The 23,955-nt window shown below is 41.2% G+C and carries 16 protein-coding genes, 3 rRNA genes and 3 riboswitches; all 19 genes read left to right on the top strand.

Going from position 1 to position 23,955, the window contains the following annotated elements; all coding sequences use genetic code 11:
- The first annotated feature begins 128 nt into the window (after nucleotides 1–128).
- The 19 genes from V6670_RS19985 (at nucleotide 129) to purF (ending at nucleotide 23,909) form a co-directional block, all read left to right on the top strand.
- The gene (locus V6670_RS19985) at nucleotides 129–1,073 is read left to right on the top strand and encodes a MoxR family ATPase (RefSeq protein ID WP_036124558.1); all 945 of its coding nucleotides are present in this window, start codon (nucleotides 129–131) and stop codon (nucleotides 1,071–1,073) included.
- A complete protein-coding gene (locus V6670_RS19980; protein WP_338651935.1) occupies nucleotides 1,070–2,251 on the top strand; it encodes a DUF58 domain-containing protein in 1,182 nt (393 codons plus the stop codon). Before V6670_RS19985 ends, V6670_RS19980 begins: the two co-directional genes overlap by 4 nt.
- On the top strand, nucleotides 2,248–4,431 hold the full coding sequence (locus V6670_RS19975) for a DUF4129 domain-containing transglutaminase family protein (RefSeq protein ID WP_338651934.1): 2,184 nt from the start codon (nucleotides 2,248–2,250) through the stop codon (nucleotides 4,429–4,431). Before V6670_RS19980 ends, V6670_RS19975 begins: the two co-directional genes overlap by 4 nt.
- Before the next feature lie 32 nt (nucleotides 4,432–4,463).
- Nucleotides 4,464–4,565: riboswitch (purine riboswitch) on the top strand.
- Nucleotides 4,566–4,721: 156 nt separating this feature from the next.
- A complete protein-coding gene (gene guaA, locus V6670_RS19970) occupies nucleotides 4,722–6,275 on the top strand; it encodes a glutamine-hydrolyzing GMP synthase (RefSeq protein ID WP_036124553.1) in 1,554 nt (517 codons plus the stop codon).
- 186 nt (nucleotides 6,276–6,461) lie between these two features.
- Nucleotides 6,462–7,130 (top strand): MOSC domain-containing protein, encoded by a 669-nt coding sequence (locus V6670_RS19965; RefSeq protein WP_058845186.1) that lies wholly within the window; start codon nucleotides 6,462–6,464, stop codon nucleotides 7,128–7,130.
- A 217-nt stretch (nucleotides 7,131–7,347) separates the two neighbouring features.
- Nucleotides 7,348–7,449: riboswitch (purine riboswitch) on the top strand.
- A 126-nt stretch (nucleotides 7,450–7,575) separates the two neighbouring features.
- A complete protein-coding gene (locus tag V6670_RS19960) occupies nucleotides 7,576–8,877 on the top strand; it encodes an NCS2 family permease (protein ID WP_036124549.1) in 1,302 nt (433 codons plus the stop codon).
- Between the two features lie 487 nt (nucleotides 8,878–9,364).
- Nucleotides 9,365–10,917, top strand: a 16S ribosomal RNA gene (locus tag V6670_RS19955).
- A 309-nt stretch (nucleotides 10,918–11,226) separates the two neighbouring features.
- A 23S ribosomal RNA gene (locus V6670_RS19950) occupies nucleotides 11,227–14,154 on the top strand.
- 186 nt (nucleotides 14,155–14,340) lie between these two features.
- Nucleotides 14,341–14,456: ribosomal RNA gene (gene rrf / locus V6670_RS19945) — 5S ribosomal RNA — on the top strand.
- The 16S, 23S and 5S rRNA genes sit together here, the layout of an rRNA operon.
- A 120-nt stretch (nucleotides 14,457–14,576) precedes the next feature.
- A complete protein-coding gene (locus V6670_RS19940; protein WP_338651933.1) occupies nucleotides 14,577–14,852 on the top strand; it encodes a hypothetical protein in 276 nt (91 codons plus the stop codon).
- Nucleotides 14,853–14,994: 142 nt separating this feature from the next.
- A complete protein-coding gene (locus V6670_RS19935; RefSeq protein ID WP_036124082.1) occupies nucleotides 14,995–15,189 on the top strand; it encodes an NETI motif-containing protein in 195 nt (64 codons plus the stop codon).
- Nucleotides 15,190–15,282: 93 nt separating this feature from the next.
- Nucleotides 15,283–15,381: riboswitch (purine riboswitch) on the top strand.
- 210 nt (nucleotides 15,382–15,591) lie between these two features.
- Nucleotides 15,592–16,080, top strand: a complete 489-nt coding sequence (gene purE, locus V6670_RS19930) for a 5-(carboxyamino)imidazole ribonucleotide mutase (RefSeq protein WP_089934991.1) — start codon at nucleotides 15,592–15,594, stop codon at nucleotides 16,078–16,080.
- Complete coding sequence (purK, locus tag V6670_RS19925) at nucleotides 16,077–17,201, top strand: 5-(carboxyamino)imidazole ribonucleotide synthase (protein ID WP_058844205.1); 1,125 nt, start codon at nucleotides 16,077–16,079, stop codon at nucleotides 17,199–17,201. The genes purE and purK overlap by 4 nt, the downstream gene beginning before the upstream one ends.
- Nucleotides 17,202–17,214: 13 nt before the next feature.
- Complete coding sequence (purB, locus tag V6670_RS19920; RefSeq protein ID WP_089934994.1) at nucleotides 17,215–18,510, top strand: adenylosuccinate lyase; 1,296 nt, start codon at nucleotides 17,215–17,217, stop codon at nucleotides 18,508–18,510.
- Nucleotides 18,511–18,640: 130 nt separating this feature from the next.
- Complete coding sequence (gene purC, locus V6670_RS19915) at nucleotides 18,641–19,351, top strand: phosphoribosylaminoimidazolesuccinocarboxamide synthase (protein ID WP_338651932.1); 711 nt, start codon at nucleotides 18,641–18,643, stop codon at nucleotides 19,349–19,351.
- A gap of 2 nt (nucleotides 19,352–19,353) precedes the next feature.
- On the top strand, nucleotides 19,354–19,602 hold the full coding sequence (purS, locus tag V6670_RS19910; protein WP_036124064.1) for a phosphoribosylformylglycinamidine synthase subunit PurS: 249 nt from the start codon (nucleotides 19,354–19,356) through the stop codon (nucleotides 19,600–19,602).
- 2 nt (nucleotides 19,603–19,604) lie between these two features.
- Nucleotides 19,605–20,288, top strand: coding sequence for a phosphoribosylformylglycinamidine synthase subunit PurQ (gene purQ, locus V6670_RS19905; protein ID WP_054611985.1), 684 nt, complete (start codon nucleotides 19,605–19,607; stop codon nucleotides 20,286–20,288).
- Nucleotides 20,275–22,509, top strand: coding sequence for a phosphoribosylformylglycinamidine synthase subunit PurL (purL, locus tag V6670_RS19900; protein WP_338651930.1), 2,235 nt, complete (start codon nucleotides 20,275–20,277; stop codon nucleotides 22,507–22,509). The genes purQ and purL overlap by 14 nt, the downstream gene beginning before the upstream one ends.
- On the top strand, nucleotides 22,485–23,909 hold the full coding sequence (gene purF / locus V6670_RS19895) for an amidophosphoribosyltransferase (protein ID WP_058844201.1): 1,425 nt from the start codon (nucleotides 22,485–22,487) through the stop codon (nucleotides 23,907–23,909). Before purL ends, purF begins: the two co-directional genes overlap by 25 nt.
- Nucleotides 23,910–23,955 lie beyond the last annotated feature (46 nt).

Raw genomic sequence — 23,955 nt, 5'->3', positions numbered from 1 at the left:
CTTTATGAGGATTAATAGTATGTAGCGGTTTCAGATAATTGTTTTAGAAGACAGATTTCGCTATGCTTAGGATAAGTTATCGTGCAATTCACACAATTGCCTGATGGAATGGGAGGCTTTTTTGATTTATGAATTCTCAAATACAGGATGTTTTAGAAAATATAGAAAAAGTAATGATTGGTAAAAGAGAGGTTGCTGAGCTTAGTCTTGTCGCATTATTAGCGAGAGGGCATGTCTTGTTAGAGGATGTACCTGGAGTAGGAAAGACGATGATGGTACGAGCGCTTGCGAAATCCTTTGACGCTCAGTTTAAACGCATTCAATTTACGCCAGATTTATTGCCTTCAGATGTAGTTGGTATATCTATTTATAATCCAAAAACAATGGAGTTTGAATTTCGCCCAGGACCAATTATGGGGGATGTTGTATTAGCAGACGAAATAAACCGTACGTCGCCAAAAACACAATCGGCCTTATTAGAGGGCATGGAGGAGGCATCTGTCACAATTGACGGAAAAACATTGCTAATTAACCAGCCATTTTTTGTTATGGCCACACAAAATCCGATTGAACATGAGGGTACCTATCCTCTACCAGAGGCACAACTGGATCGCTTTTTATTGAAGATAAAAATGGGTTACCCATCTAGAGGGCAGGAAGTAGAAATTTTGCGAAGAGCTGAAAATGGTAAACCAATTGAAAAAATCGAATCAGTGTTATCTGTAACGCAATTAATTGAATTGCAGGAGCTTGTTCAGGGCGTATATGTGGAAGATTCAGTTAAAAATTATATGGTAGAGCTTGCTACCCAAACAAGGGAAAATAGTTATGTTTATTTAGGGGTGAGTCCGCGGGCAACATTAGCGCTAATGAAAGCTTCTCAAGCTTATGCATTTATGAAAGGGCGCAGTTATGTGACACCCGATGATGTTCAATATCTTGTGCCATTTGTCTTTAGCCATCGTTTAGTTTTAAAACCAGATGCACGCTACGATAACGTAGCCGCAGACGAAATAATCAAACGCATTATTGCGAGTACACCTGTTCCGACTAAAAGGTTTGCAGAACAATGAAGAAATGGAAAGGCTTTTTAGAAAAAAGCAAACATTTTCTATTGATTACCTTTTTGATGGTCGTAACATTTAGTTACGCTATGTTCCAAGGAGGATTCGTCAGCTGGTTTGTATTTTTTACGGTTAGTCCATTTTTAGTGTACGCACTCTTGTTCTTTGTAGTGAGAGAAGATATTTTACTTGTAGAGCGTAAAATTGAACCAAATCATATAGAACGAGGGCAATCGGCAAAGGTGTTTATTACGATAGAAAGAAGAACACGTTTCCCATTTGCCTATATCATGATGGAGGAACTTGTAGATAGTGAGGGATTAGTACAGGCTAAAATAGAAAATTCAAATGCCATTAAGTTTGTTGGTTTTAGAAAAAAATTTAGCTGGCATTATGACTTGGAAAAGATGCCTCGTGGAGAGCATCGCTACTTAGGGGTTACAATTGTTTTCTATGATTTCTTTGGCTGGGCAAAAAAGCCTATCATAGCAGAAAAGGAACAAACTATTTTAGTTTATCCGAGAATCAGGGAGATGAAATACGCTACCCTTCAAACGAAATATGATGTTGGCTCTATGATGTCACCCTATTCGATTGTAAAGGACACATCTATGGCTGTTGGGTTAAGAGAGTATGTTCCAGGAGATCGCTTTTCATGGATTCATTGGAAATCATTTGCGAGAACGCAAACCTTACAATCGAAGGAGTTTGAGGATCGACAATCTTCAGAGTTATTGCTCGTACTAGACGCTAAAAAATCTCCAATGTTTGAAGAAAAGGTGGAGTTAGTAGCATCCATGCTACAGATGATTGTTCAAGAACGAGGAGATTTATCTTTTATTTCCGCTGGAGAAATGACGAAAGTATTCCCGGTTATACAAGGTGAAAAGCAATTAGATCAGATTATGTATCATTTAGCCGCTATAAAGCCTACAGAGAATGTCAAATTCAGATTTTATGATCAGCAATCTTTTAAGCAAGTTGCAACATTGCTTTATGTGACAAGTGATGTATCAGAAGAATTACTACATACTCTTGCGAATTTAGTGAAAAGCTGTATTTGTTTTGTAGTGGCAAAACAGCCACCTGTGCAATCTGAGCTTATGATGCGTTATAAACATATTCAAATCGTTTATGTAGATCCAACAGATTTTTATCATTTATTCACGGAGGTGATGAAACCGTGAAACGACCATTAGGGGAATTTATAGAATTAACCATTGCGTATATTATTATATTCTTCATTTTGCGTGAATGGCTTATTCCTATTATGCAATTAACGAATACTGGCGGGATGCAACTCTTCCTTGTGTTTATTGGTTTATCCCTAGCGTTAAGTTTATGCCGAGTGCACCCAATATTATCTGGATTAGTGAAGTTAGGCTATATTACTTGGCTTATTGTCTTCACTTATAGTACAAGCCCCGTTTTTTCAGGAGAAACTTTACCGTTTTTATTGTCTGAGTGGACAGGGAATATGGCCTCTATACTATCAGGGGATTTTGGACAAGTATCAAATGCCTTTAGAACAGTGCTATTTCTTGTATTAATTTGGATGCTTGTTTATTTAATTCACCATTGGGTTTCAGTGCGGAAAAATATATTTTACTTTTTTGCTATGACTGTCTTCTTTATTGCCACATTAGATACGTTTAGTGATTATGATGGTAAAGCGGCTATTGTAAAAGTTATTGTACTTGGATTAATTATGACAGGAGTACTCTTTGTTAAACGTCTATGGCTTCAAGTCGAGACAACGAGTACTATACTGGAGAAATGGAAAATTGTCATTCCGATGCTTGTCTCAGTATTGCTTGTTAGCTCTGTCGCATTCTTTTTACCAAAGACAGGACCAACATGGGCAGATCCAGTGCCATTTATCCAAGGAATTACTGGCCAAGCTGGAAGCGGAACTGGGGAAAAATCAGTTGGCTATGGCCAAGATGATAGTCAGCTCGGAGGCCCATTCCAAGGGGATAATACATTAATTTTCACGGCTTCTTCTCGTGATCGGCATTATTGGCGTATTGAAACAAAAGATACGTATACATCAAAAGGCTGGATTATTTCGGATGGAAACTTTGGCAAAAATGTCTATGAAACAAATACACCTATTCTTACTTCTTTACAAGTAGGATTACCAGAAAATGAGCGACAAATTCAATTAGATATTGCTGTTCCAATGCCATTTTTGATTCAAACTTATGGTTTACTATCTGTTTCGGCTCAAGACGCCACTTTAATTATTCAGGATGAGCAGACTGAAAAAATGACGATAGAGCAGCAGGCGGGTGAATCAAAATCGTTATCAAACTACTCATTGTCTTATAGTGAGCCAGTTTATAGTATGGAGCAGCTTCAATTGTCATATCCTACTACACTTGAAACATTAGATCCTTCATATAATCGTTTTCTACAATTACCAAACCAGCTGCCTCAGCGTGTAAGAGATTTAGCTTCTGATATAACGAAAGGTAAAGCTACGATATACGATCAAATTAAAGCTGTGGAAAGTTACTTTAGAACCAATGGCTTTAGATACGATAAAAATGAAGCGGCAATTCCTGCTGAAAATCAAGATTATGTCGATCAATTTTTATTCGATACTAAAGTAGGCTATTGTGATAATTTCTCCACTTCAATGGTTGTGCTTTTACGTTCACTAGGCATACCAGCAAGATGGGTTAAAGGCTTTGCACCTGGCACAGCAGGACCGATAACAGACGGACTGCGCGAATATCGAATCACGAATGACAATGCGCACTCTTGGGTAGAAGCATATATACCTGGCACGGGTTGGATGGAGTTTGAACCTACCATCGGCTTTACAGGTAATGTGAATATTGATTATGATATACCACTAGATACAGCTGATCAGGAAGAGGTATTGCAGCCAGAAAAAAAACCAGAGCAGCCCCAACCACAAGAAAAGATATCTGAAAAGGAACAGTCTCCATCAACATTTAATTTAGATGCGGTATGGACATGGCTGAAAAAATTCACTTATGTGTGGATTGCCATCGTGGTTTTACTGATCATTATTAGTATTACGTTATACTTACAACGTAAAACATGGATTCCTAAGATGCATGTGCGTGTATATCGCAAAAAGGTAGCGGATTGGTCAAACTTCGATTCTTCTTACCATGTATTGCTGAAGCAATTATCCCGTATTGGATTGCGTAGAAGAGATGGGGAAACATTGCGTGCGTTCGCTGAGCGAGTAGATGCTGCGTTAGAGACAGATGAAATGCAAAAGCTGACAGAGGTATATGAACAACATGTTTATGGAAAAGATAAGGAAGAAGTCGATTTTAGAGAGCTGAAAGAAAGTTGGGAATATTTAATCAATCGCACTATCAGTTGATTTTAATGTGTACAAAGAGTAAAATGAAAAAAATTAAATGCAAGGATTGCTTTCATATAAGTTCGATAATAGGGTTCGGATGTTTCTACGAAATCACCTTAAATGATTTCTCTATGAAGGCGGATGTTTTCGTTAGGTGAAAAGTATAGTAAATCACTTTACTTTGCTACGCATTCGCCTTTATCACTATTCTAGAGCTTATGAACGCGTAGAAAGTTTTTTTACTTTCTTCGCGTTTTTCTTTGAACAAATGAAAATATCCTTTAAAAATAGTAGAAGAGGTGGAAATTTTGACAGCTAGCCCTTTATTAAAAGAGCAAGAAAAAATCGTTGTACTGGACTTCGGTAGCCAATTTAACCAGTTAATTACGCGTCGTATCCGTGAATTTGGTGTTTTCAGTGAATTGCACCCACATACGGTAACTGCGGAAGAAATTAAAGATATGAACGCAACGGGTATTATTTTTTCAGGTGGCCCAAACTCTGTTTATGATGAAAATGCCTTCCATGTGGATCCAGCTATTTTTGAATTAGGTTTACCAATATTAGGTATTTGTTATGGGATGCAATTAATGGCACATACAAATGGCGGTAAAGTTGAAGGTGCTGAAACGCGTGAATATGGTAAAGCGGAAATCAAAGTCACTACTTCAAATAAGTTATTTGGAGACTTACCAACTGAGCAAATCGTGTGGATGAGCCATGGTGACCATGTAACAGAAGTTCCAGCTGGATTTGAAGTAATTGCCACAAGTGCATCTTGTCCGATTGCTGCAATGGCAGATGTAGAACGCAAATTATATGCTGTACAATTCCATCCAGAAGTACGTCACTCTGTTTATGGTAATGACTTACTACGTCAATTCGTATTCGATATTTGTGAGGCAAAAGGCGACTGGTCAATGGCTAACTTCATTGAGCTTGAAATCGCAAAAATTCGTGAAATAGTTGGCGATAAAAAAGTATTATGTGCTCTTTCTGGCGGTGTAGATTCATCAGTTGTAGCAGTTTTAATCCATAAAGCAATCGGCGATCAATTGACTTGTATGTTCGTAGACCACAACTTAAACCGTAAAGGTGAAGTTGAACAAGTAATGAAAACATTCACAGAAGACTTTGATATGAATCTTATTAAAATTGATGCTCGCAAACGTTTCATGGACAAACTTGCAGGTGTATCAGATCCGGAGAAAAAACGTAAAATTATCGGTAATGAATTTATTTACGTATTTGATGAAGAGGCATCGAAGCTTGAAGGTATGGATTTCTTAGCACAAGGTACTCTATACACAGATATCATTGAATCTGGTACTTCAACGGCGCAAACAATCAAATCACACCATAATGTTGGTGGTCTTCCAGAAGATATGCAATTCCAATTAATCGAGCCACTGAAAACGTTATTTAAAGATGAAGTTCGTGCGCTAGGTTTAGAACTTGGTCTTGATGAAAAAATCGTTTGGCGTCAACCATTCCCAGGTCCTGGATTAGGTATTCGTGTACTTGGTGAAGTTACAGAAGAAAAATTAGAAATCGTTCGCGAAGCAGATTTCATTTTACGTGAAGAAATCGCAAATGCTGGTCTTGACCGTGACATCTGGCAATACTTCACGGTATTACCTGATATCCGTTCAGTTGGCGTAATGGGCGATGCACGTACGTATGATTACGCAATCGGTATCCGTGCCGTAACATCTATCGACGGCATGACTTCTGACTGGGCACGTATCCCTTGGGACGTACTAGAGAAAATCTCTGTCCGCATGGTAAACGAAGTAAAACACGTGAACCGCGTGCTGTATGATATTACATCTAAGCCACCAGCAACGATTGAGTGGGAATAACAGCAACTGCCCTAAAAGCCTTGAGAGGTTTTTAGGGTTTTTTGATGTGATCATTTTTAGTCTATTCATAGATTGTATGATTCGAATTATATCAAGGTTAAAGCAGCAATTGCTGGTAAAGTGCTGTATGTAGTAAACTAAATGAATGCAAAAGAATTGTACTATTCAGATTAGGGGGGGATTTAAATGGAGAAAAATAGGCCAATAATTCATACACTTGCTGTTGGAATGCCGAAAGAATTGCTTGATAGTAAAGGACGTTCGATGATTACAGGAATTGAAAAGCAACAAATGCAAGAGGTATATTTGTCATCGCGTGGCTTCGAAGGGGATGATGTGGCAGATAAAAAACATCATGGTGGCCCAGACCGTGCAGTTTGTTTATACCCTGCAGAGCATTACATACAATGGGAACATGAACTTGGAAAACCGTTGCCTACTGCTGCATTTGGTGAAAATTTAACAGTAACGAATATGTTAGAAGCGGATGTTTGTATTGGGGATATTTATAAAATAGGTAATGCCGTCATACAAATCACACAAGGACGTATTCCTTGTAGTACGATTGATAGATATACTGAGGCAACCACATTACTTAAACGTTTAATTGAAACAGGTTATACAGGTTATCTTGCACGCGTACTGGAGGAAGGGTCAATTTGTGCAGATTCAACAATAGAAGTTGTGGAAAAGCATCCTGCGCGTATCTCAGTTTTGTACGGCAATGAAGTGTACTTTAAAAATAAAGATGCGATAGCTATGAAACAAATACAAGCAGTGGATGCATTAGCGGAAGATTGGAAAGAAAAACTAGAAAAAAGGATTCAAATCTTACAAAGTAAAGTGATGAATTAAGTCATAACGTTCAAGGGACGATCCTCTAGAATTCGAAAGAGTTCCAGGGGGTTTTTGCTTTTTATTGATTACAGAAATGTTCAGTACTACGTTTATTTAGCGGTGAATTATTTGAATATGAACATTAAATAAGAATTTTACACGAACTTTCGTATTTATTTTTGTAAAAATGTTCGGAAATGGGGTTGAAATCTAAAAAGTGAAATGATATATTACGAATGTAAATTAAATACGTCGTCGTATAATGTCGGGAATAAGGCCCGTGAGTTTCTACCAAGTTACCGTAAATAACTTGACTACGATTTGGGTTTATCTATGTATAAACACTAATTTATTTCACACACTATGGTGATGAAATATATCGTAGACATGCGACTAGTAGAGTAGTCAGCGTGTCTTTTTTGTTTTCGATATTGAAGACGACCATACGGAGGATTTTTTGATAATGAAAAAATATTTCATGTTCGATGAATTAGGAACTAATTATCGCCGAGAAATAATTGGTGGTATTACAACCTTCCTTGCAATGGCATATATTCTAGCTGTTAACCCAAGTATTCTAGAAAATGCAGGGATGGATAAAGGTGCTGTTTTCGTAGCAACAGCATTAGCAGCAGCAGTCGGTTCTTTGATTATGGGGATTTTCGCTAAGTTCCCAATTTCACTTGCTCCTGGGATGGGATTAAATGCATTCTTCGCATTTACTGTAGTCGGAGCTTATGGTATTCCATGGCAAACTGGTTTAACAGGTGTATTCTTTTCTGGAATTATCTTTATCATTTTATCTTTAACGGGTATTCGTGAAACTGTTATTAACGCCATTCCAGTACAACTTAAATATGCTGTTTCAGCAGGTATTGGTTTATTTATCACATTCGTAGGTTTACAAGGTGCAGGGATTATAGTTGATAGTCCAGCGACATTAGTAACTTTAGGAACTTTTACTGGAGCTACATTACTAGCAGTATTCGGAATCATTCTTTCTGTTATTCTTATCATTAAATTCCGTAGTATTGGTATTTTCTTAGGGATGGTCATTACTGCGGTTATTGGGATGATCACAGGTATCATTGATCCTCCAACAGCAGTTGTTTCGGCTATTCCAAGTGTAGACTCTACATTTATGGTAGCATTGGAACCACTTGGTGACATTGGAACGTTATTTAACGTGAAGTTTTTAGTAGTAGTGTTAACATTCCTGTTTGTAGATTTCTTTGATACAGCAGGTACTTTAATGGCTGTAGCGACACAGGCTGGCTTAGTAAAAGATAATAAATTACCACGAGCAGGGCGTGCCTTAATGGCGGATGCGCTAGCAACGACAATCGGTTCTTTATTTGGTACATCAACAACAACAGCGTATGTAGAGTCAACTTCTGGGGTAGCAGCGGGTGCACGCTCAGGGTTCTCAGCAGTCGTAACTGCAGTACTATTCTTAGTAGCTTTATTCTTCTCACCATTACTAGCTGTTGTAACGCCAGCAGTAACTGCACCAGCTCTAGTAATCGTAGGGGTACTGATGGTATCATCATTACGTCTAATTGATTGGGATAAATTCGAAATAGCAGTACCTGCATTCTTTACAGTATTAATGATGCCACTTGGTTATTCAATTGCTACTGGTATTGCAATCGGTTTTGTATTCTATCCAATTACAATGTTATTAGCTGGTCGTAAAAAAGAAATTCATCCTATGATGTATGGCTTATTCTTTGTCTTCCTTGCGTACTTTATCTGGGTAAGATAGTTAAATATATTTTGAAAGGCACCTCAATTGTTAGGTAAGAAACTAACAATTAGAGGTGCTTTTACATTGACAACAAAAATAACAAGAAACTATTTTGGGGTTTAAGACATTCAAAATAGAGCATAGCCTAAACAAATCAAGTTATTAATTTTCTACATTATATAGAAGAAACTTGATTTCGAATAAATAAGAATAGTTTTACTTCAATGAAACTCTTGCAAACTTATTTTTAAGATGATATATTTAAACACGTTGTTACGAAATAAACGAACAACTAAAAAAATATCAACATAAACAGTTGACATGAAGTTAACATTATGTTAAATTATAAAAAGTTACTTGATGTAACTATTAAATGAACCTTGAAAACTGAACAAGCAAAACGTAATCAATAAAGTTTCAAATAACTAGCTTTGCTTAGTGAACGAAACAAAATTTTGGACATCAAAATGATGCCAGCAAAACAATTTGAGCTATTCAAATTTCTTTTATGGAGAGTTTGATCCTGGCTCAGGACGAACGCTGGCGGCGTGCCTAATACATGCAAGTCGAGCGAACAGAGAAGGAGCTTGCTCCTTCGACGTTAGCGGCGGACGGGTGAGTAACACGTGGGCAACCTACCCTATAGTTTGGGATAACTCCGGGAAACCGGGGCTAATACCGAATAATCTGTTTCACCTCATGGTGAAACACTGAAAGACGGTTTCGGCTGTCGCTATAGGATGGGCCCGCGGCGCATTAGCTAGTTGGTGAGGTAACGGCTCACCAAGGCGACGATGCGTAGCCGACCTGAGAGGGTGATCGGCCACACTGGGACTGAGACACGGCCCAGACTCCTACGGGAGGCAGCAGTAGGGAATCTTCCACAATGGGCGAAAGCCTGATGGAGCAACGCCGCGTGAGTGAAGAAGGATTTCGGTTCGTAAAACTCTGTTGTAAGGGAAGAACAAGTACAGTAGTAACTGGCTGTACCTTGACGGTACCTTATTAGAAAGCCACGGCTAACTACGTGCCAGCAGCCGCGGTAATACGTAGGTGGCAAGCGTTGTCCGGAATTATTGGGCGTAAAGCGCGCGCAGGTGGTTTCTTAAGTCTGATGTGAAAGCCCACGGCTCAACCGTGGAGGGTCATTGGAAACTGGGAGACTTGAGTGCAGAAGAGGATAGTGGAATTCCAAGTGTAGCGGTGAAATGCGTAGAGATTTGGAGGAACACCAGTGGCGAAGGCGACTATCTGGTCTGTAACTGACACTGAGGCGCGAAAGCGTGGGGAGCAAACAGGATTAGATACCCTGGTAGTCCACGCCGTAAACGATGAGTGCTAAGTGTTAGGGGGTTTCCGCCCCTTAGTGCTGCAGCTAACGCATTAAGCACTCCGCCTGGGGAGTACGGTCGCAAGACTGAAACTCAAAGGAATTGACGGGGGCCCGCACAAGCGGTGGAGCATGTGGTTTAATTCGAAGCAACGCGAAGAACCTTACCAGGTCTTGACATCCCGTTGACCACTGTAGAGATATAGTTTCCCCTTCGGGGGCAACGGTGACAGGTGGTGCATGGTTGTCGTCAGCTCGTGTCGTGAGATGTTGGGTTAAGTCCCGCAACGAGCGCAACCCTTGATCTTAGTTGCCATCATTTAGTTGGGCACTCTAAGGTGACTGCCGGTGACAAACCGGAGGAAGGTGGGGATGACGTCAAATCATCATGCCCCTTATGACCTGGGCTACACACGTGCTACAATGGACGATACAAACGGTTGCCAACTCGCGAGAGGGAGCTAATCCGATAAAGTCGTTCTCAGTTCGGATTGTAGGCTGCAACTCGCCTACATGAAGCCGGAATCGCTAGTAATCGCGGATCAGCATGCCGCGGTGAATACGTTCCCGGGCCTTGTACACACCGCCCGTCACACCACGAGAGTTTGTAACACCCGAAGTCGGTGAGGTAACCTTTTTGGAGCCAGCCGCCGAAGGTGGGATAGATGATTGGGGTGAAGTCGTAACAAGGTAGCCGTATCGGAAGGTGCGGCTGGATCACCTCCTTTCTAAGGATTATTTCGGAATACAAACCTAGGGTTTGTAAGATTACGTTTTGCGTTCAGTTTTGAAGGTTCATTCTTTCTTGAATGAAAATCTTCAAAACTTGTTCTTTGAAAACTGGATAAAACGACATTGAAATTGTAACAAACACATTTATTTTTTTAAGTTTTTTTATAGGCTTAATAACATTAAAAGGTTTCAAGACACGAGCAGTTCTAGGAAGCAATCGAGTGAATGAAGGAGCGTACTTGAGTACGTGACTGATTGAACGAGAGAAGCTGACAACGAAATGCGATGTGTATTGAAAGCTGATAGGTTAAGTTATTAAGGGCGCACGGCGAATGCCTTGGCACTAGGAGCCGAAGAAGGACGGCACTAACACCGATATGCTTCGGGGAGCTGTAAGTGAGCTTTGATCCGGAGATTTCCGAATGGGGGAACCCACTACGTTTAATCGCGTAGTATCTTGACGTGAATACATAGCGTCTTGAAGGCAGACCCAGGGAACTGAAACATCTAAGTACCTGGAGGAAGAGAAAGAAAAATCGATTCCCTGAGTAGCGGCGAGCGAAACGGGAAGAGCCCAAACCAAGAGGCTTGCCTCTTGGGGTTGTAGGACACTCAATACGGAGTTACAAAAGAGCGAGTTAGATGAAGCGACTTGGAAAGGTCCGCCAGAGCAGGTAAAAGCCCTGTAGTCGAAAGTTCGTTCTCTCCTGAGTGGATCCTGAGTACGGCGGAACACGTGAAATTCCGTCGGAATCTGGGAGGACCATCTCCCAAGGCTAAATACTACCTAGTGACCGATAGTGAACCAGTACCGTGAGGGAAAGGTGAAAAGCACCCCGGAAGGGGAGTGAAAGAGATCCTGAAACCGTGTGCCTACAAGTAGTTAGAGCCCGTTAATGGGTGATAGCGTGCCTTTTGTAGAATGAACCGGCGAGTTACGATTACGTGCGAGGTTAAGCTTTAGAAGGCGGAGCCGCAGCGAAAGCGAGTCTGAATAGGGCGAAATAGTACGTGGTCGTAGACCCGAAACCAGGTGATCTACCCATGTCCAGGGTGAAGGTAAGGTAACACTTACTGGAGGCCCGAACCCACGCACGTTGAAAAGTGCGGGGATGAGGTGTGGGTAGCGGAGAAATTCCAATCGAACTTGGAGATAGCTGGTTCTCTCCGAAATAGCTTTAGGGCTAGCCTCGTGATGAGAATACTGGAGGTAGAGCACTGTTTGGACTAGGGGGCCATCCCGGTTTACCGAATTCAGACAAACTCCGAATGCCAGATATTTATACACGGGAGTCAGACTGCGAGTGATAAGATCCGTAGTCAAAAGGGAAACAGCCCAGACCACCAGCTAAGGTCCCAAAGTAATCGTTAAGTGGAAAAGGATGTGGCGTTGCACAGACAACCAGGATGTTGGCTTAGAAGCAGCCATCATTTAAAGAGTGCGTAATAGCTCACTGGTCGAGTGACGCTGCGCCGAAAATGTATCGGGGCTAAACGATTCACCGAAGCTGTGGATTGACATCTACGATGTCAGTGGTAGGAGAGCGTTCTAAGTGCGTTGAAGTCAGACCGGAAGGACTGGTGGAGCGCTTAGAAGTGAGAATGCCGGTATGAGTAGCGAAAGACGGGTGAGAATCCCGTCCACCGTATGACTAAGGTTTCCTGAGGAAGGCTCGTCCGCTCAGGGTTAGTCGGGACCTAAGCCGAGGCCGATAGGCGTAGGCGATGGACAACAGGTTGATATTCCTGTACCACCTCCTCACCGTTTGAGAAATGGGGGGACGCAGTAGGATAGGGTAAGCGCGCTGTTGGTTATGCGCGTCCAAGCAGTAAGGCGTGTGTGTAGGCAAATCCGCACACTGTAACGTTGAGCTGTGATGGCGAGTCCGTATGGACGAAGTTCCTGATTTCACACTGCCAAGAAAAGCCTCTATCGAGGTGAGAGGTGCCCGTACCGCAAACCGACACAGGTAGTCGAGGAGAGAATCCTAAGGTGTGCGAGAGAACTCTCGTTAAGGAACTCGGCAAAATGACCCCGTAACTTCGGGAGAAGGGGTGCTCTTGAGCGTGCAAGCGCATGAGAGCCGCAGTGAATAGGCCCAGGCGACTGTTTAGCAAAAACACAGGTCTCTGCAAAACCGTAAGGTGACGTATAGGGGCTGACGCCTGCCCGGTGCTGGAAGGTTAAGAGGAGTGGTTAGCGCAAGCGAAGCTGCGAATTGAAGCCCCAGTAAACGGCGGCCGTAACTATAACGGTCCTAAGGTAGCGAAATTCCTTGTCGGGTAAGTTCCGACCCGCACGAAAGGCGTAACGATCTGGGCACTGTCTCAACGAGAGACTCGGTGAAATTATAGTACCTGTGAAGATGCAGGTTACCCGCGACAGGACGGAAAGACCCCGTGGAGCTTTACTGTAGCCTGATATTGAATTTTGGTACAACTTGTACAGGATAGGTAGGAGCCAGAGATCTCGGAGCGCCAGCTTCGAAGGAGGCGTCGGTGGGATACTACCCTGGTTGTATTGAAATTCTAACCCATGCCCCTTAGCGGGGCAGGAGACAGTGTCAGGCGGACAGTTTGACTGGGGCGGTCGCCTCCTAAAAGGTAACGGAGGCGCCCAAAGGTTCCCTCAGAATGGTTGGAAATCATTCGTAGAGTGTAAAGGCACAAGGGAGCTTGACTGCGAGACCTACAAGTCGAGCAGGGTCGAAAGACGGGCTTAGTGATCCGGTGGTTCCGCATGGAAGGGCCATCGCTCAACGGATAAAAGCTACCCCGGGGATAACAGGCTTATCTCCCCCAAGAGTCCACATCGACGGGGAGGTTTGGCACCTCGATGTCGGCTCATCGCATCCTGGGGCTGTAGTCGGTCCCAAGGGTTGGGCTGTTCGCCCATTAAAGCGGTACGCGAGCTGGGTTCAGAACGTCGTGAGACAGTTCGGTCCCTATCCGTCGTGGGCGTAGGAAATTTGAGAGGAGCTGTCCTTAGTACGAGAGGACCGGGATGGACACACCGCTGGTGTACCAGTTGTCTTGCCAAAGGCATCGCTGGGTAGCTATGTGTGGACGGGATAAGTGCTGAAAGCATCTAAGCATGAAGCCCCCCTCAAGATGAGATTTCCCATTACGCAAGTAAGTAAGATCCCTCAAAGACGATGAGGTAGATAGGTTCGAGGTGGAAGTGTGGTGACACATGGAGCTGACGAATACTAATCGATCGAGGACTTAACCAAAATGTTTGAACCATTCAATGAACCGTTTATCCAGTTTTGAAAGAATAATTTCTTTTATGAAGGGTTTCAAGATACGAGTAGTTCGAGGAAGCAATGGAGAGAGGGAAGGAGCGTACTCAAGTACGTGACTGACTGAACGACAGAAGCTGACGAAGAAATGCGATGTATATTGAAAGCCGACCATAGTCTAGTGATGATGGCAAAGAGGTCACACCCGTTCCCATACCGAACACGGAAGTTAAGCTCTTTAGCGCCGATGGTAGTTGGGGGCTTCCCCCTGTGAGAGTAGGACGTCGCTAGGCAATTTAAAAAGTCATGGATATATTCCATGGCTTTTTTTGTTTTATGAAATATTCATAAAATGCTATAATAAATTAAATTATGTACATATTGATTGATCTTGATTCACAGGAGGAATCAAAATGAGGCGTAACCTTTTTACGGCTATTTCGATCTTGAGTCTACTACTTATATTCTTTCTGTTTGGTTATGATTCAACGAAATGGTATGGGGGCTTTTTTACATTTCTCTATCAAGTCAATATGTTTATGCCCTTTATTTTAGGTGGTTTAGGCATTGTTAGTGCTCTCTTAGGCATTAAAGGTTATCGCATGGTTCTTGTTGTCCTTCACTCATCCCTACTATTATTATTTTTAGGTATCTATTTAAAAGCTTTTTATGGATTTAATGAACCTTAATTGAAACTGCGGATATGAATCTGCAGTTTTTTCTATTGAAAGAACTTCATTATATGTTCTTACATACTTCTTTAAGCAACAAAAGGTATAATGAAATACAAGTAGTAAATATGTAAAACGTGAAGTGGAAAGGAAGAAAAAGTTGGGGAAAAAGCAAATTTGGTATGAGGTACAAGAAAATGAGTCGATTGAGGATTGTTTAGCAAGAATGCAGCAGGATGGTTTCATGGCCATAGGGCGAAAAGAAGAGCCGCTTTTTCATATAGTAGATGGTGAACCAGCCTATTTGCGTCAAAAAATTCAATTTAAAGCTATACCTACTCAAGATACTGAATAAATTTGACCAAAAACCGAACGTTTTTTTTACACTTATAAAAAACGTTCGCATTTTTGCATTGACGATAAGGCAATCCCTTGTTAAAATGTGATAAGGAAAAACAAATAAATCCCACATATATGCTAGAGGATTGGCTCTAGTGTCTCTACCCGGCACCGTAAATGCTGGACTATGCGGGAAAGCACTTTTGGCATATTACGAGAAGATCCTTGTGCAGTTATGTACATGGAGATATTCTTGTCTTACTAAGTCCTCAAGTAAACTGCTTTCACGTGTATATAGTAGAGAGTAGTTTATTTGGGGATTTTCTTTGTAAATAGATAAAAATTGCAGTAGCTATTAATAATAGAGGCTTGCACAATAATTGATCATTTTTCTATCGTTTAAAAGGAGCGACAATTTATGAATCCGAAAATCGGTGTCATTATGGGTAGTTCAAGTGACTGGGAAACAATGAAACATGCATGTGATATTTTAGATGAATTACAAGTACCGTATGAAAAAAAGGTTGTATCTGCACATCGTACACCTGATTTAATGTTTGACTATGCAGAGACAGCTCGTGAGCGAGGACTACAAGTAATTATCGCTGGGGCAGGTGGAGCTGCACATTTACCTGGAATGGTAGCAGCTAAAACAACATTACCTGTCATTGGTGTACCAGTTCAATCACGTGCACTTAACGGACTCGATTCATTATTATCTATCGTTCAAATGCCTGGTGGTGTACCTGTAGCAACTGTAGCGATTGGCAAAGCGGGAGCAACAAACGCAGGATTACTAGCAGCTCAAATTTTGTCAACAACAGATGCTGTGCTTGCTAATAAATTAGATGCTAGACGTGAAGCAACGAAGCAGCAAGTATTAGAAAGCACAGGTGACTTAGTGTGACGAAGATTATTTATCCTGGACAAACGATAGGTATTATAGGCGGAGGACAACTTGGTCGAATGATGGCGCTTGCTGCAAAGGAGTCAGGTTTTAAAGTGGCTGTTCTTGAGCCTGCAATGGACTCGCCGTGTGGGCAGGTAGCTGATATTCGTATTGTAGCTCCATATGATGATGAAGCTGCTTTAGAAGAACTTGCAGAAGTAAGTGATGTTATCACTTATGAATTTGAAAATATTGATTATGAAGGCTTAAAGCGCTTATCACAAATGGCTTATGTTCCTCAAGGAGCAGAGTTGGTACGTATTACACAAAACCGTATAACAGAGAAAGACGCTATTGTGAAGGCGAGTTGCCCAGTAGCACCATATATTGTTGCAAAAACTTATGAAGAATTAGTAGCCAATATTGATTCGATTGGTTATCCTTGTATAGTCAAAACAGCAAGAGGTGGTTATGATGGCAAGGGACAGCAGCTTTTAAAGTCAACTGAAGATTTACCTTTAGCGAAAGAACTATTCACACATTCTCAATGTATTGCAGAAGGTTTTGTTCCTTTCATAAAGGAAGTATCGGTCATTGTTCAAAGAAATGGTCATGGTGAATCGTATTGTCAGCCAGTTGGAGAGAACATTCATGTTCATCATATTCTGCATGAAACAATTGTGCCTGCTCGCATATCTGAAAGCACAGCTCAAGCTGCGGAACGAGAAGCTTTAAAAATTGCAGATTACTTACATTTAGTAGGAACGCTAGCAGTAGAAATGTTTGTGTTAGAAGATGGTAGCATTGTTATTAATGAATTAGCACCAAGACCTCATAATTCTGGTCATTATTCAATAGAAGCGTGTAATGTTTCACAATTCCATCAGCATATTCGTGCTGTTTGTGGTTGGCCATTACGTAAGCCAGAACTTTGGGCACCATCCATTATGGTCAATGTATTAGGGCAGCATGTCGTGCCACTCAGTAACTCAATTGCTAAATATCCTGAATGGTCCATCCATCTTTATGGGAAAGCTGAAGCTAAGGTAAACCGTAAAATGGGCCATGTAACGATTATGACAAAAAGCTTAGAGGAAACACTACAACAAATCGAGAGTTCTGGCATTTGGTCAGAATAGAAGGAGAAACGCGATGATTGAACGTTACACAAGACCCGAAATGGGCGCAATTTGGACAGAACAAAATAAGTACCAAGCTTGGCTAGAGGTTGAAATTTTAGCATGTGAGGCTTGGGCAGAGATAGGCGATATTCCAAAAGAGGATGTTGCTAAAATTCGTGAAAATGCATCATTTGATGTGAATCGCATTTTAGAAATTGAACAAGAAACACGTCATGACGTTGTAGCCTTTACGCGTGCCGTTTCGGAAACACTTGGGGAAGAGCGTAAATGGGTACATTATGGTTTAACTTCTACAGACGTAGTAGACACAGCACTTTCTTATTTAATCAAACAAGCAAATGATATTTTGCGTAAGGACATCGTAAATTTCATTGATATTATTGCGGCTAAGGCAAAAGAGCATAAACATACGGTGATGATGGGACGTACACATGGTGTTCATGCAGAACCAACAACTTTTGGTTTAAAACTTGGTTTATGGTATGAGGAAATGAAGCGTAACCTTGAACGTTTTGAAGCAGCAGCCAAAGTAATTGAAACAGGAAAAATGTCTGGAGCCGTTGGAACATATGCCAATATCGATCCTCGTGTTGAGCAATATGTTTGTGATCAACTAGGTCTTGCTGCATCACCGATTTCAACACAAACTTTACAGCGTGATCGCCATGCGCAGTATTTAGGTGCATTAGCTTTAGTTGCTACATCAATTGAAAAATTCGCAACAGAAATTCGCGGCTTACAGAAATCTGAAACACGTGAAGTAGAAGAAGCTTTTGCAAAAGGGCAAAAGGGCTCTTCCGCAATGCCACATAAACGTAATCCAATCGGTTCTGAAAACATGGTTGGGATGTCTCGTTTAATGCGTGGATATATGGTGACAGCTTATGAAAATGTAGCTTTATGGCATGAACGTGATATTTCTCATTCATCTGCAGAGCGCGTTATTTTACCGGATGCAACAATTACTCTTAACTATATGCTTAATCGCTTCGGTAATATTGTGAAAAACTTAACAGTATTCCCTGAGAACATGAAACGTAACATGGAACGCACATATGGTCTTATTTATTCTCAACGCATCTTATTAGCATTAATCGATAAAGGATTAGTACGTGAGGAAGCTTATGATACAGTACAACCTTTAGCAATGCAGGCATGGGACGAGCAAGTTCAGTTCCGTACATTAGTTGATGCAAGTGAAAAAATCACATCTTATTTAACAAAAGAAGAGCTGGATGAGTGCTTTGATTATAACTACCACTTACAGCATGTTGATATGATTTTTGAACGACTAGGACTTAACTAATATTTATTTAGCCATCTAAAAGTAAATGTTAGAGCCACCAGTAAATGTTTCAGAGTTGAATCGTGGAGACACGATTCAATTCTGATCATTCATAACAAGCGTATCTCATAATATCAGGGGGAAAAACGACATGACTAAAGGTCAACTTTTGTATGAAGGTAAAGCAAAAAAATTGTTCACAACAGAGGAGCCAAATGTGCTACTAGTTGAGTACAAGGATAGTGCAACAGCATTCAATGGCGAAAAAAAAGAAGAAATTGAAGGCAAGGGCATTTTAAATAATCGCATTACTTCATTAATTTTCGAAAAATTACAAGCAAACGGAATTGCGTCACATTTCGTAAAACAATTATCAGATACACAACAACTTGTAAAAAAAGTAGAAATTATTCCGATTGAAGTTGTTGTCCGTAATATTGCCGCAGGAAGTTTAGCAAAACGTCTTGGGCTTGAAGAGGGAACAGCCTTAAAACGACCAATCGTAGAATTTTACTATAAAGATGATGCGTTAGGCGACCCACTCATTACGACAGAACATATTGACGTTCTGGATCTTGCGACACCTACTGAAGTAACTGCCATTTATGATGGAGCACTAGCTGTTAACAAAGTTCTACAGCCAATCTTTGCAGATATCAATGTAACATTAATTGATTTTAAATTAGAGTTTGGCCGTGATATGGATGGCAATGTATTATTGGCAGATGAAATTTCACCAGACACATGCAGACTTTGGGATGCAACTACAAAGCAAAAGTTAGACAAAGATGTTTTTCGTCGAGACCTTGGTAATTTAACTGAAGTTTATACTATTATACTTTCTAGACTCGGAGGCAAATAACAATGAAAAAAGTAAAAATCTATGTAACATTACGTGAGAGCATTCTTGATCCACAAGGCTCTGCAGTACAAGGTTCTTTAGCTAAAATGGGCTACGGTGAGGTAGAAGATTTACGTATCGGTAAATATCTTGAGCTAACTCTTAAAGACTCAGAACGTGACATTGATACTCTAGTAAAAGAAATGTGTGAAAAGGTTTTAACGAACGTTGTAATTGAAGACTACCGTTTTGAAGTCGAGGAGGCTAACTAATCATGAAATTCGCAGTACTCGTATTCCCTGGGTCAAACTGTGACATCGATATGTATCATGCGATTAAAGACGAGCTAGGTGAAGAAGTAGAATATGTATGGCATACAGCAACAGATCTAAGTGGCTTTGATGGCGTATTAGTACCTGGAGGATTCTCCTATGGGGACTACCTTCGTTGTGGTGCAATGGCTAATCAATCTAACATTATGGCAGAGGTTAAGAAAGCAGCAGATGCTGGTAAACCTGTATTAGGTGTATGTAATGGCTTCCAAATTCTGACGGAAGCTGGTTTATTACCAGGGGCTTTACTGCGCAATAAAAACTTAAAATTTATGTGCCGTACAGTACAGCTAAAAGTGGAAAACAACAATACATTATTCACAAATCAATATGAGCAAGGTCAAATCATCAATATTCCAATCGCACATGGTGAAGGTAATTACTACTGTGACGAGGAAACTTTACAATCACTAAAAGATAATAATCAAATCGTATTCACATACTCAGGTGACAATCCAAACGGTTCTTTAGAAGATATCGCAGGGATTATAAACGAGCGCGGCAATGTATTAGGGATGATGCCACACCCAGAGCGAGCTGTTGATGCATTGGTGGGCGGCGCAGACGGTCTAGCAGTATTCAAATCAATTGTGAAGCAGTGGAGGGAAAATCATGTCAACAACTAAGTTTGAGCCAACAGCACAGCAAATTAAGGATGAAAAGCTATACGCTGGTATGGGGATGTCAGACGAAGAATTTGCTATGGTAGAAGGTATTTTAGGACGTCTACCTAACTGGACAGAGACAGGTCTTTTCTCAGTAATGTGGTCTGAGCACTGCTCTTATAAAAATTCAAAGCCAGTACTACGTAAGTTCCCGACAAAAGGGCCACAAGTATTACAAGGGCCAGGTGAAGGTGCGGGTATTGTCGATATTGGTGATGAACAGGCAGTAGTATTTAAAATGGAATCACATAACCATCCATCTGCAATTGAACCTTATCAAGGGGCTGCAACAGGTGTTGGCGGTATTATCCGTGACGTTTTCTCCATGGGTGCACGTCCAATCGCCATGCTAAATTCATTACGTTTTGGTGAATTAAAATCAGCACGTGGTAAATATCTCTTTGAAGAAGTTGTTGCGGGTATCGCAGGTTATGGTAACTGTATCGGAATTCCGACAGTTGGTGGCGAGATTCAATTTGATCCTTGCTATGAAGGTAATCCACTTGTTAATGCAATGTGTGTCGGTTTAATCGACCATCAAGATATTCAACGTGGTATTGCTGCAGGTGTTGGCAATACAGTTATGTACGTCGGTGCGAAAACAGGTCGTGACGGAATTCATGGTGCAACATTTGCCTCTGAGGAATTAACAGAGGAATCAGATAACCAACGTCCAGCAGTACAAGTAGGGGACCCATTCATGGAGAAACTTTTACTTGAAGCATGTTTAGAAGTTGTAAAATCTGATGCTCTAGTTGGTATTCAAGATATGGGTGCAGCTGGTCTTACTTCTTCATCAGCAGAAATGGCTTCAAAAGCGGGTTCTGGTGTAGAAATGAATTTAGACTTAGTGCCTCAACGTGAGACAGGCATGACAGCGTACGAAATGATGTTATCTGAGTCTCAAGAACGTATGTTATTAGTGGTGAAAAAAGGTCGTGAAGATGAAATTAAAGCGATCTTTGATAAATATGATTTAGATGCTGTAGCAATCGGCCGAGTAACGAATGATAAAATGCTTCGCCTTTTACACAAAGGACAAGTAGTGGCAGAAGTACCTGCTGATGCGTTAGCAGAAGATGCTCCTGTTTATCATAAACCATCTGCTGAACCTGCATACTATGCTGAGTTCCAAGCAATCGAGAACGTAGAACCAGTTGTGACGGATTATAAAGAAACTTTAAATGCTTTACTACAAGCACCAACAATTGCTTCTAAAGAGTGGGTGTACGATCAATACGATTATCAAGTACGTACATCAACAGTTGTTAAACCAGGCTCTGACGCTGCCGTTATTCGTGTACGTGGGACAAATAAAGGTTTAGCGATGACAACGGACTGTAACTCTCGCTATATCTATTTAGATCCAGAAGTGGGTGGAGCTATCGCAGTAGCTGAAGCAGCACGTAATATCGTGGCAACGGGTGGTACGCCACTTGCGATTACAGACTGCTTAAACTTTGGTAATCCAGAGAAACCAGAAATCTTCTGGCAAATTGAAAAATCTGCGGATGGTATTTCTGCTGCTTGTACGGCATTAAATGCTCCAGTAATCGGTGGTAACGTTTCTCTTTATAATGAGCGTTCAGGCGAAGCCGTTTATCCAACACCAACAATTGGTATGGTTGGTCTTATCGAAGATTTAGCTCATGTAACTACACAGGATGTAAAAGCTGCAGGAGATCTTGTCTTTGTCATTGGTGAGACAAAAACTGAATTTGGTGGTTCAGAGCTACAAAAACTATTAAATAATGGCGTTATTTCAGGAAAAGCGCCAGCTATAGATTTAGAAGTGGAAGCGGTACGTCAGCAAGCTTTATTAAAGGCGATTAAAGCTGGTCTTGTACAATCTGCCCATGACGTTGCAGAGGGTGGTCTTGCAGTCGCTATTGCTGAGACAACATTCGGTGCAAACGGTCTTGGTGTTGAAGTAACATTAGCAGGATCTGCTACAACTGCATTATTCAGCGAAAGTCAATCTCGTTTTGTTGTAACTGTCAAAGAAGAAAATGCTGCTGCATTTGTAGAAATCATCAAAGATGCTCACAAAATTGGTGTCGTAACAAATGATGCACTTGTTAAAATCAACGGGGACAAAGGTGTGCTTGTAGAAGGTACAGTGGAGGAATTCCGTTCTAATTGGAAAGGAGCAATCCCATGCTTGCTGAACTCAGAGGCTTAAACGAAGAATGTGGGGTGTTTGGTATTTGGGGTAACCCAAGTCCAGCACACCTTAGCTATTACGGGCTACATGCTCTTCAACACCGTGGACAAGAAGGGGCTGGAATTGTCGTTTCAGATGGACAGCATCTTCGCGCGGTGAAAGGCGAAGGACTAGTTAATGATGTTTTCAACGAAGATAAATTAAAAGCAGTCAACGGCAAAGCGGCTATTGCTCATGTTCGTTACACGACTGCTGGTGGTGGCGGTATTGAAAACGTACAGCCACTATTATTCCACTCCTCAACTGGTAGCCTTTCAATTGCCCATAACGGTAACTTAGTCAATGCGACACATTTAAAACAGTATCTAGAGCGTCAAGGAAGCATTTTCCATTCTAGCTCTGATACAGAAGTGCTGGCGCATCTTATTAAGAAAAGCTCGCATTCACCATTCCGTGCAAAGGTGAAAAATGCCCTTTCTCTATTAAAGGGTGCGTATTCTTTCTTAATTATGACAAAGGATGAAATGCTTGTTGCACGTGATCCACATGGTTTACGTCCATTATCTCTTGGAAAGCTTGGAGATGGCTGGGTGGTAGCTTCTGAAACTTGTGCATTTGATTTAATTGGTGCAGAATTCGTTCGTTCTGTGGAGCCAGGAGAGCTCATCATTATTAATGATGAGGGTGTAAAATCGGATCGCTTTGCTGACATGGAAAAGCGCTCGATGTGTGCGATGGAATATGTTTATTTAGCTCGTCCTGATTCAGATATTGATGGCATTAATGTTCATATGGCGCGTAAGCGTATGGGGAAACAACTTGCCCGTGAATGTGCGCATATTGAGGCTGATGTTGTAACGGGTGTACCTGATTCAAGTATTTCAGCAGCGATTGGTTTTGCAGAAGAAAGTGGCATTCCTTATGAATTAGGTCTTATTAAAAACCGCTATGTTGGTCGTACGTTTATTCAGCCAACACAGGAATTACGTGAACGTGGTGTGAAAATGAAACTGTCACCAGTTGTTCAAGTTGTAAAGGGTAAACGTGTAGTAATGGTGGACGATTCAATTGTGCGTGGTACAACATCACGTCGTATTGTCAAAATGTTAAAAGATGCTGGTGCAGCAGAAGTTCATGTTGTGATTTCTTCACCGCCAATGACAAATCCTTGTTATTATGGCATTGATACTTCCACACACGAAGAGCTGATTGCCTCTAGTCATAAAGTAGATGAAATTCGTGATGCAATCGGTGCAGATTCTCTTACGTTCCTTTCTGTTGAGGGCATGGTAGAGACAATTGCACGACCATATGAAGATGACAATCGTGGGCTATGCTTAGCATGCTTTACAGGCAAATATCCAACAGAGATTTTCCCGGATACCATCTTACCACATGAAAAAGAACTATTACGTTAAGAAAAACATCGCAACGGATTGGTGATCGGTAGAAGGCTATACAAAG

Origin of the sequence: Lysinibacillus sp. Y5S-8, assembly GCF_036894365.1 — a bacterium.
Taxonomy (GTDB): Bacteria; Bacillota; Bacilli; order Bacillales_A; family Planococcaceae; genus Lysinibacillus; species Lysinibacillus fusiformis_D.
This window is presented reverse-complemented; position numbering and strand designations above follow the sequence as displayed.

Coding starts and splice junctions, on each gene's coding strand:
- V6670_RS19985 (WP_036124558.1), top strand. CDS start 129: ATGAATTCTCAAATACAGGATGTTTTAGAAAATATAGAAAAAGTAATG.
- purS (WP_036124064.1), top strand. CDS start 19,354: ATGAAAAAAGTAAAAATCTATGTAACATTACGTGAGAGCATTCTTGAT.
- V6670_RS19940 (WP_338651933.1), top strand. CDS start 14,577: ATGAGGCGTAACCTTTTTACGGCTATTTCGATCTTGAGTCTACTACTT.
- purL (WP_338651930.1), top strand. CDS start 20,275: ATGTCAACAACTAAGTTTGAGCCAACAGCACAGCAAATTAAGGATGAA.
- purF (WP_058844201.1), top strand. CDS start 22,485: ATGCTTGCTGAACTCAGAGGCTTAAACGAAGAATGTGGGGTGTTTGGT.
- purC (WP_338651932.1), top strand. CDS start 18,641: ATGACTAAAGGTCAACTTTTGTATGAAGGTAAAGCAAAAAAATTGTTC.
- V6670_RS19980 (WP_338651935.1), top strand. CDS start 1,070: ATGAAGAAATGGAAAGGCTTTTTAGAAAAAAGCAAACATTTTCTATTG.
- purB (WP_089934994.1), top strand. CDS start 17,215: ATGATTGAACGTTACACAAGACCCGAAATGGGCGCAATTTGGACAGAA.
- V6670_RS19960 (WP_036124549.1), top strand. CDS start 7,576: ATGAAAAAATATTTCATGTTCGATGAATTAGGAACTAATTATCGCCGA.
- purQ (WP_054611985.1), top strand. CDS start 19,605: ATGAAATTCGCAGTACTCGTATTCCCTGGGTCAAACTGTGACATCGAT.
- V6670_RS19965 (WP_058845186.1), top strand. CDS start 6,462: ATGGAGAAAAATAGGCCAATAATTCATACACTTGCTGTTGGAATGCCG.
- purE (WP_089934991.1), top strand. CDS start 15,592: ATGAATCCGAAAATCGGTGTCATTATGGGTAGTTCAAGTGACTGGGAA.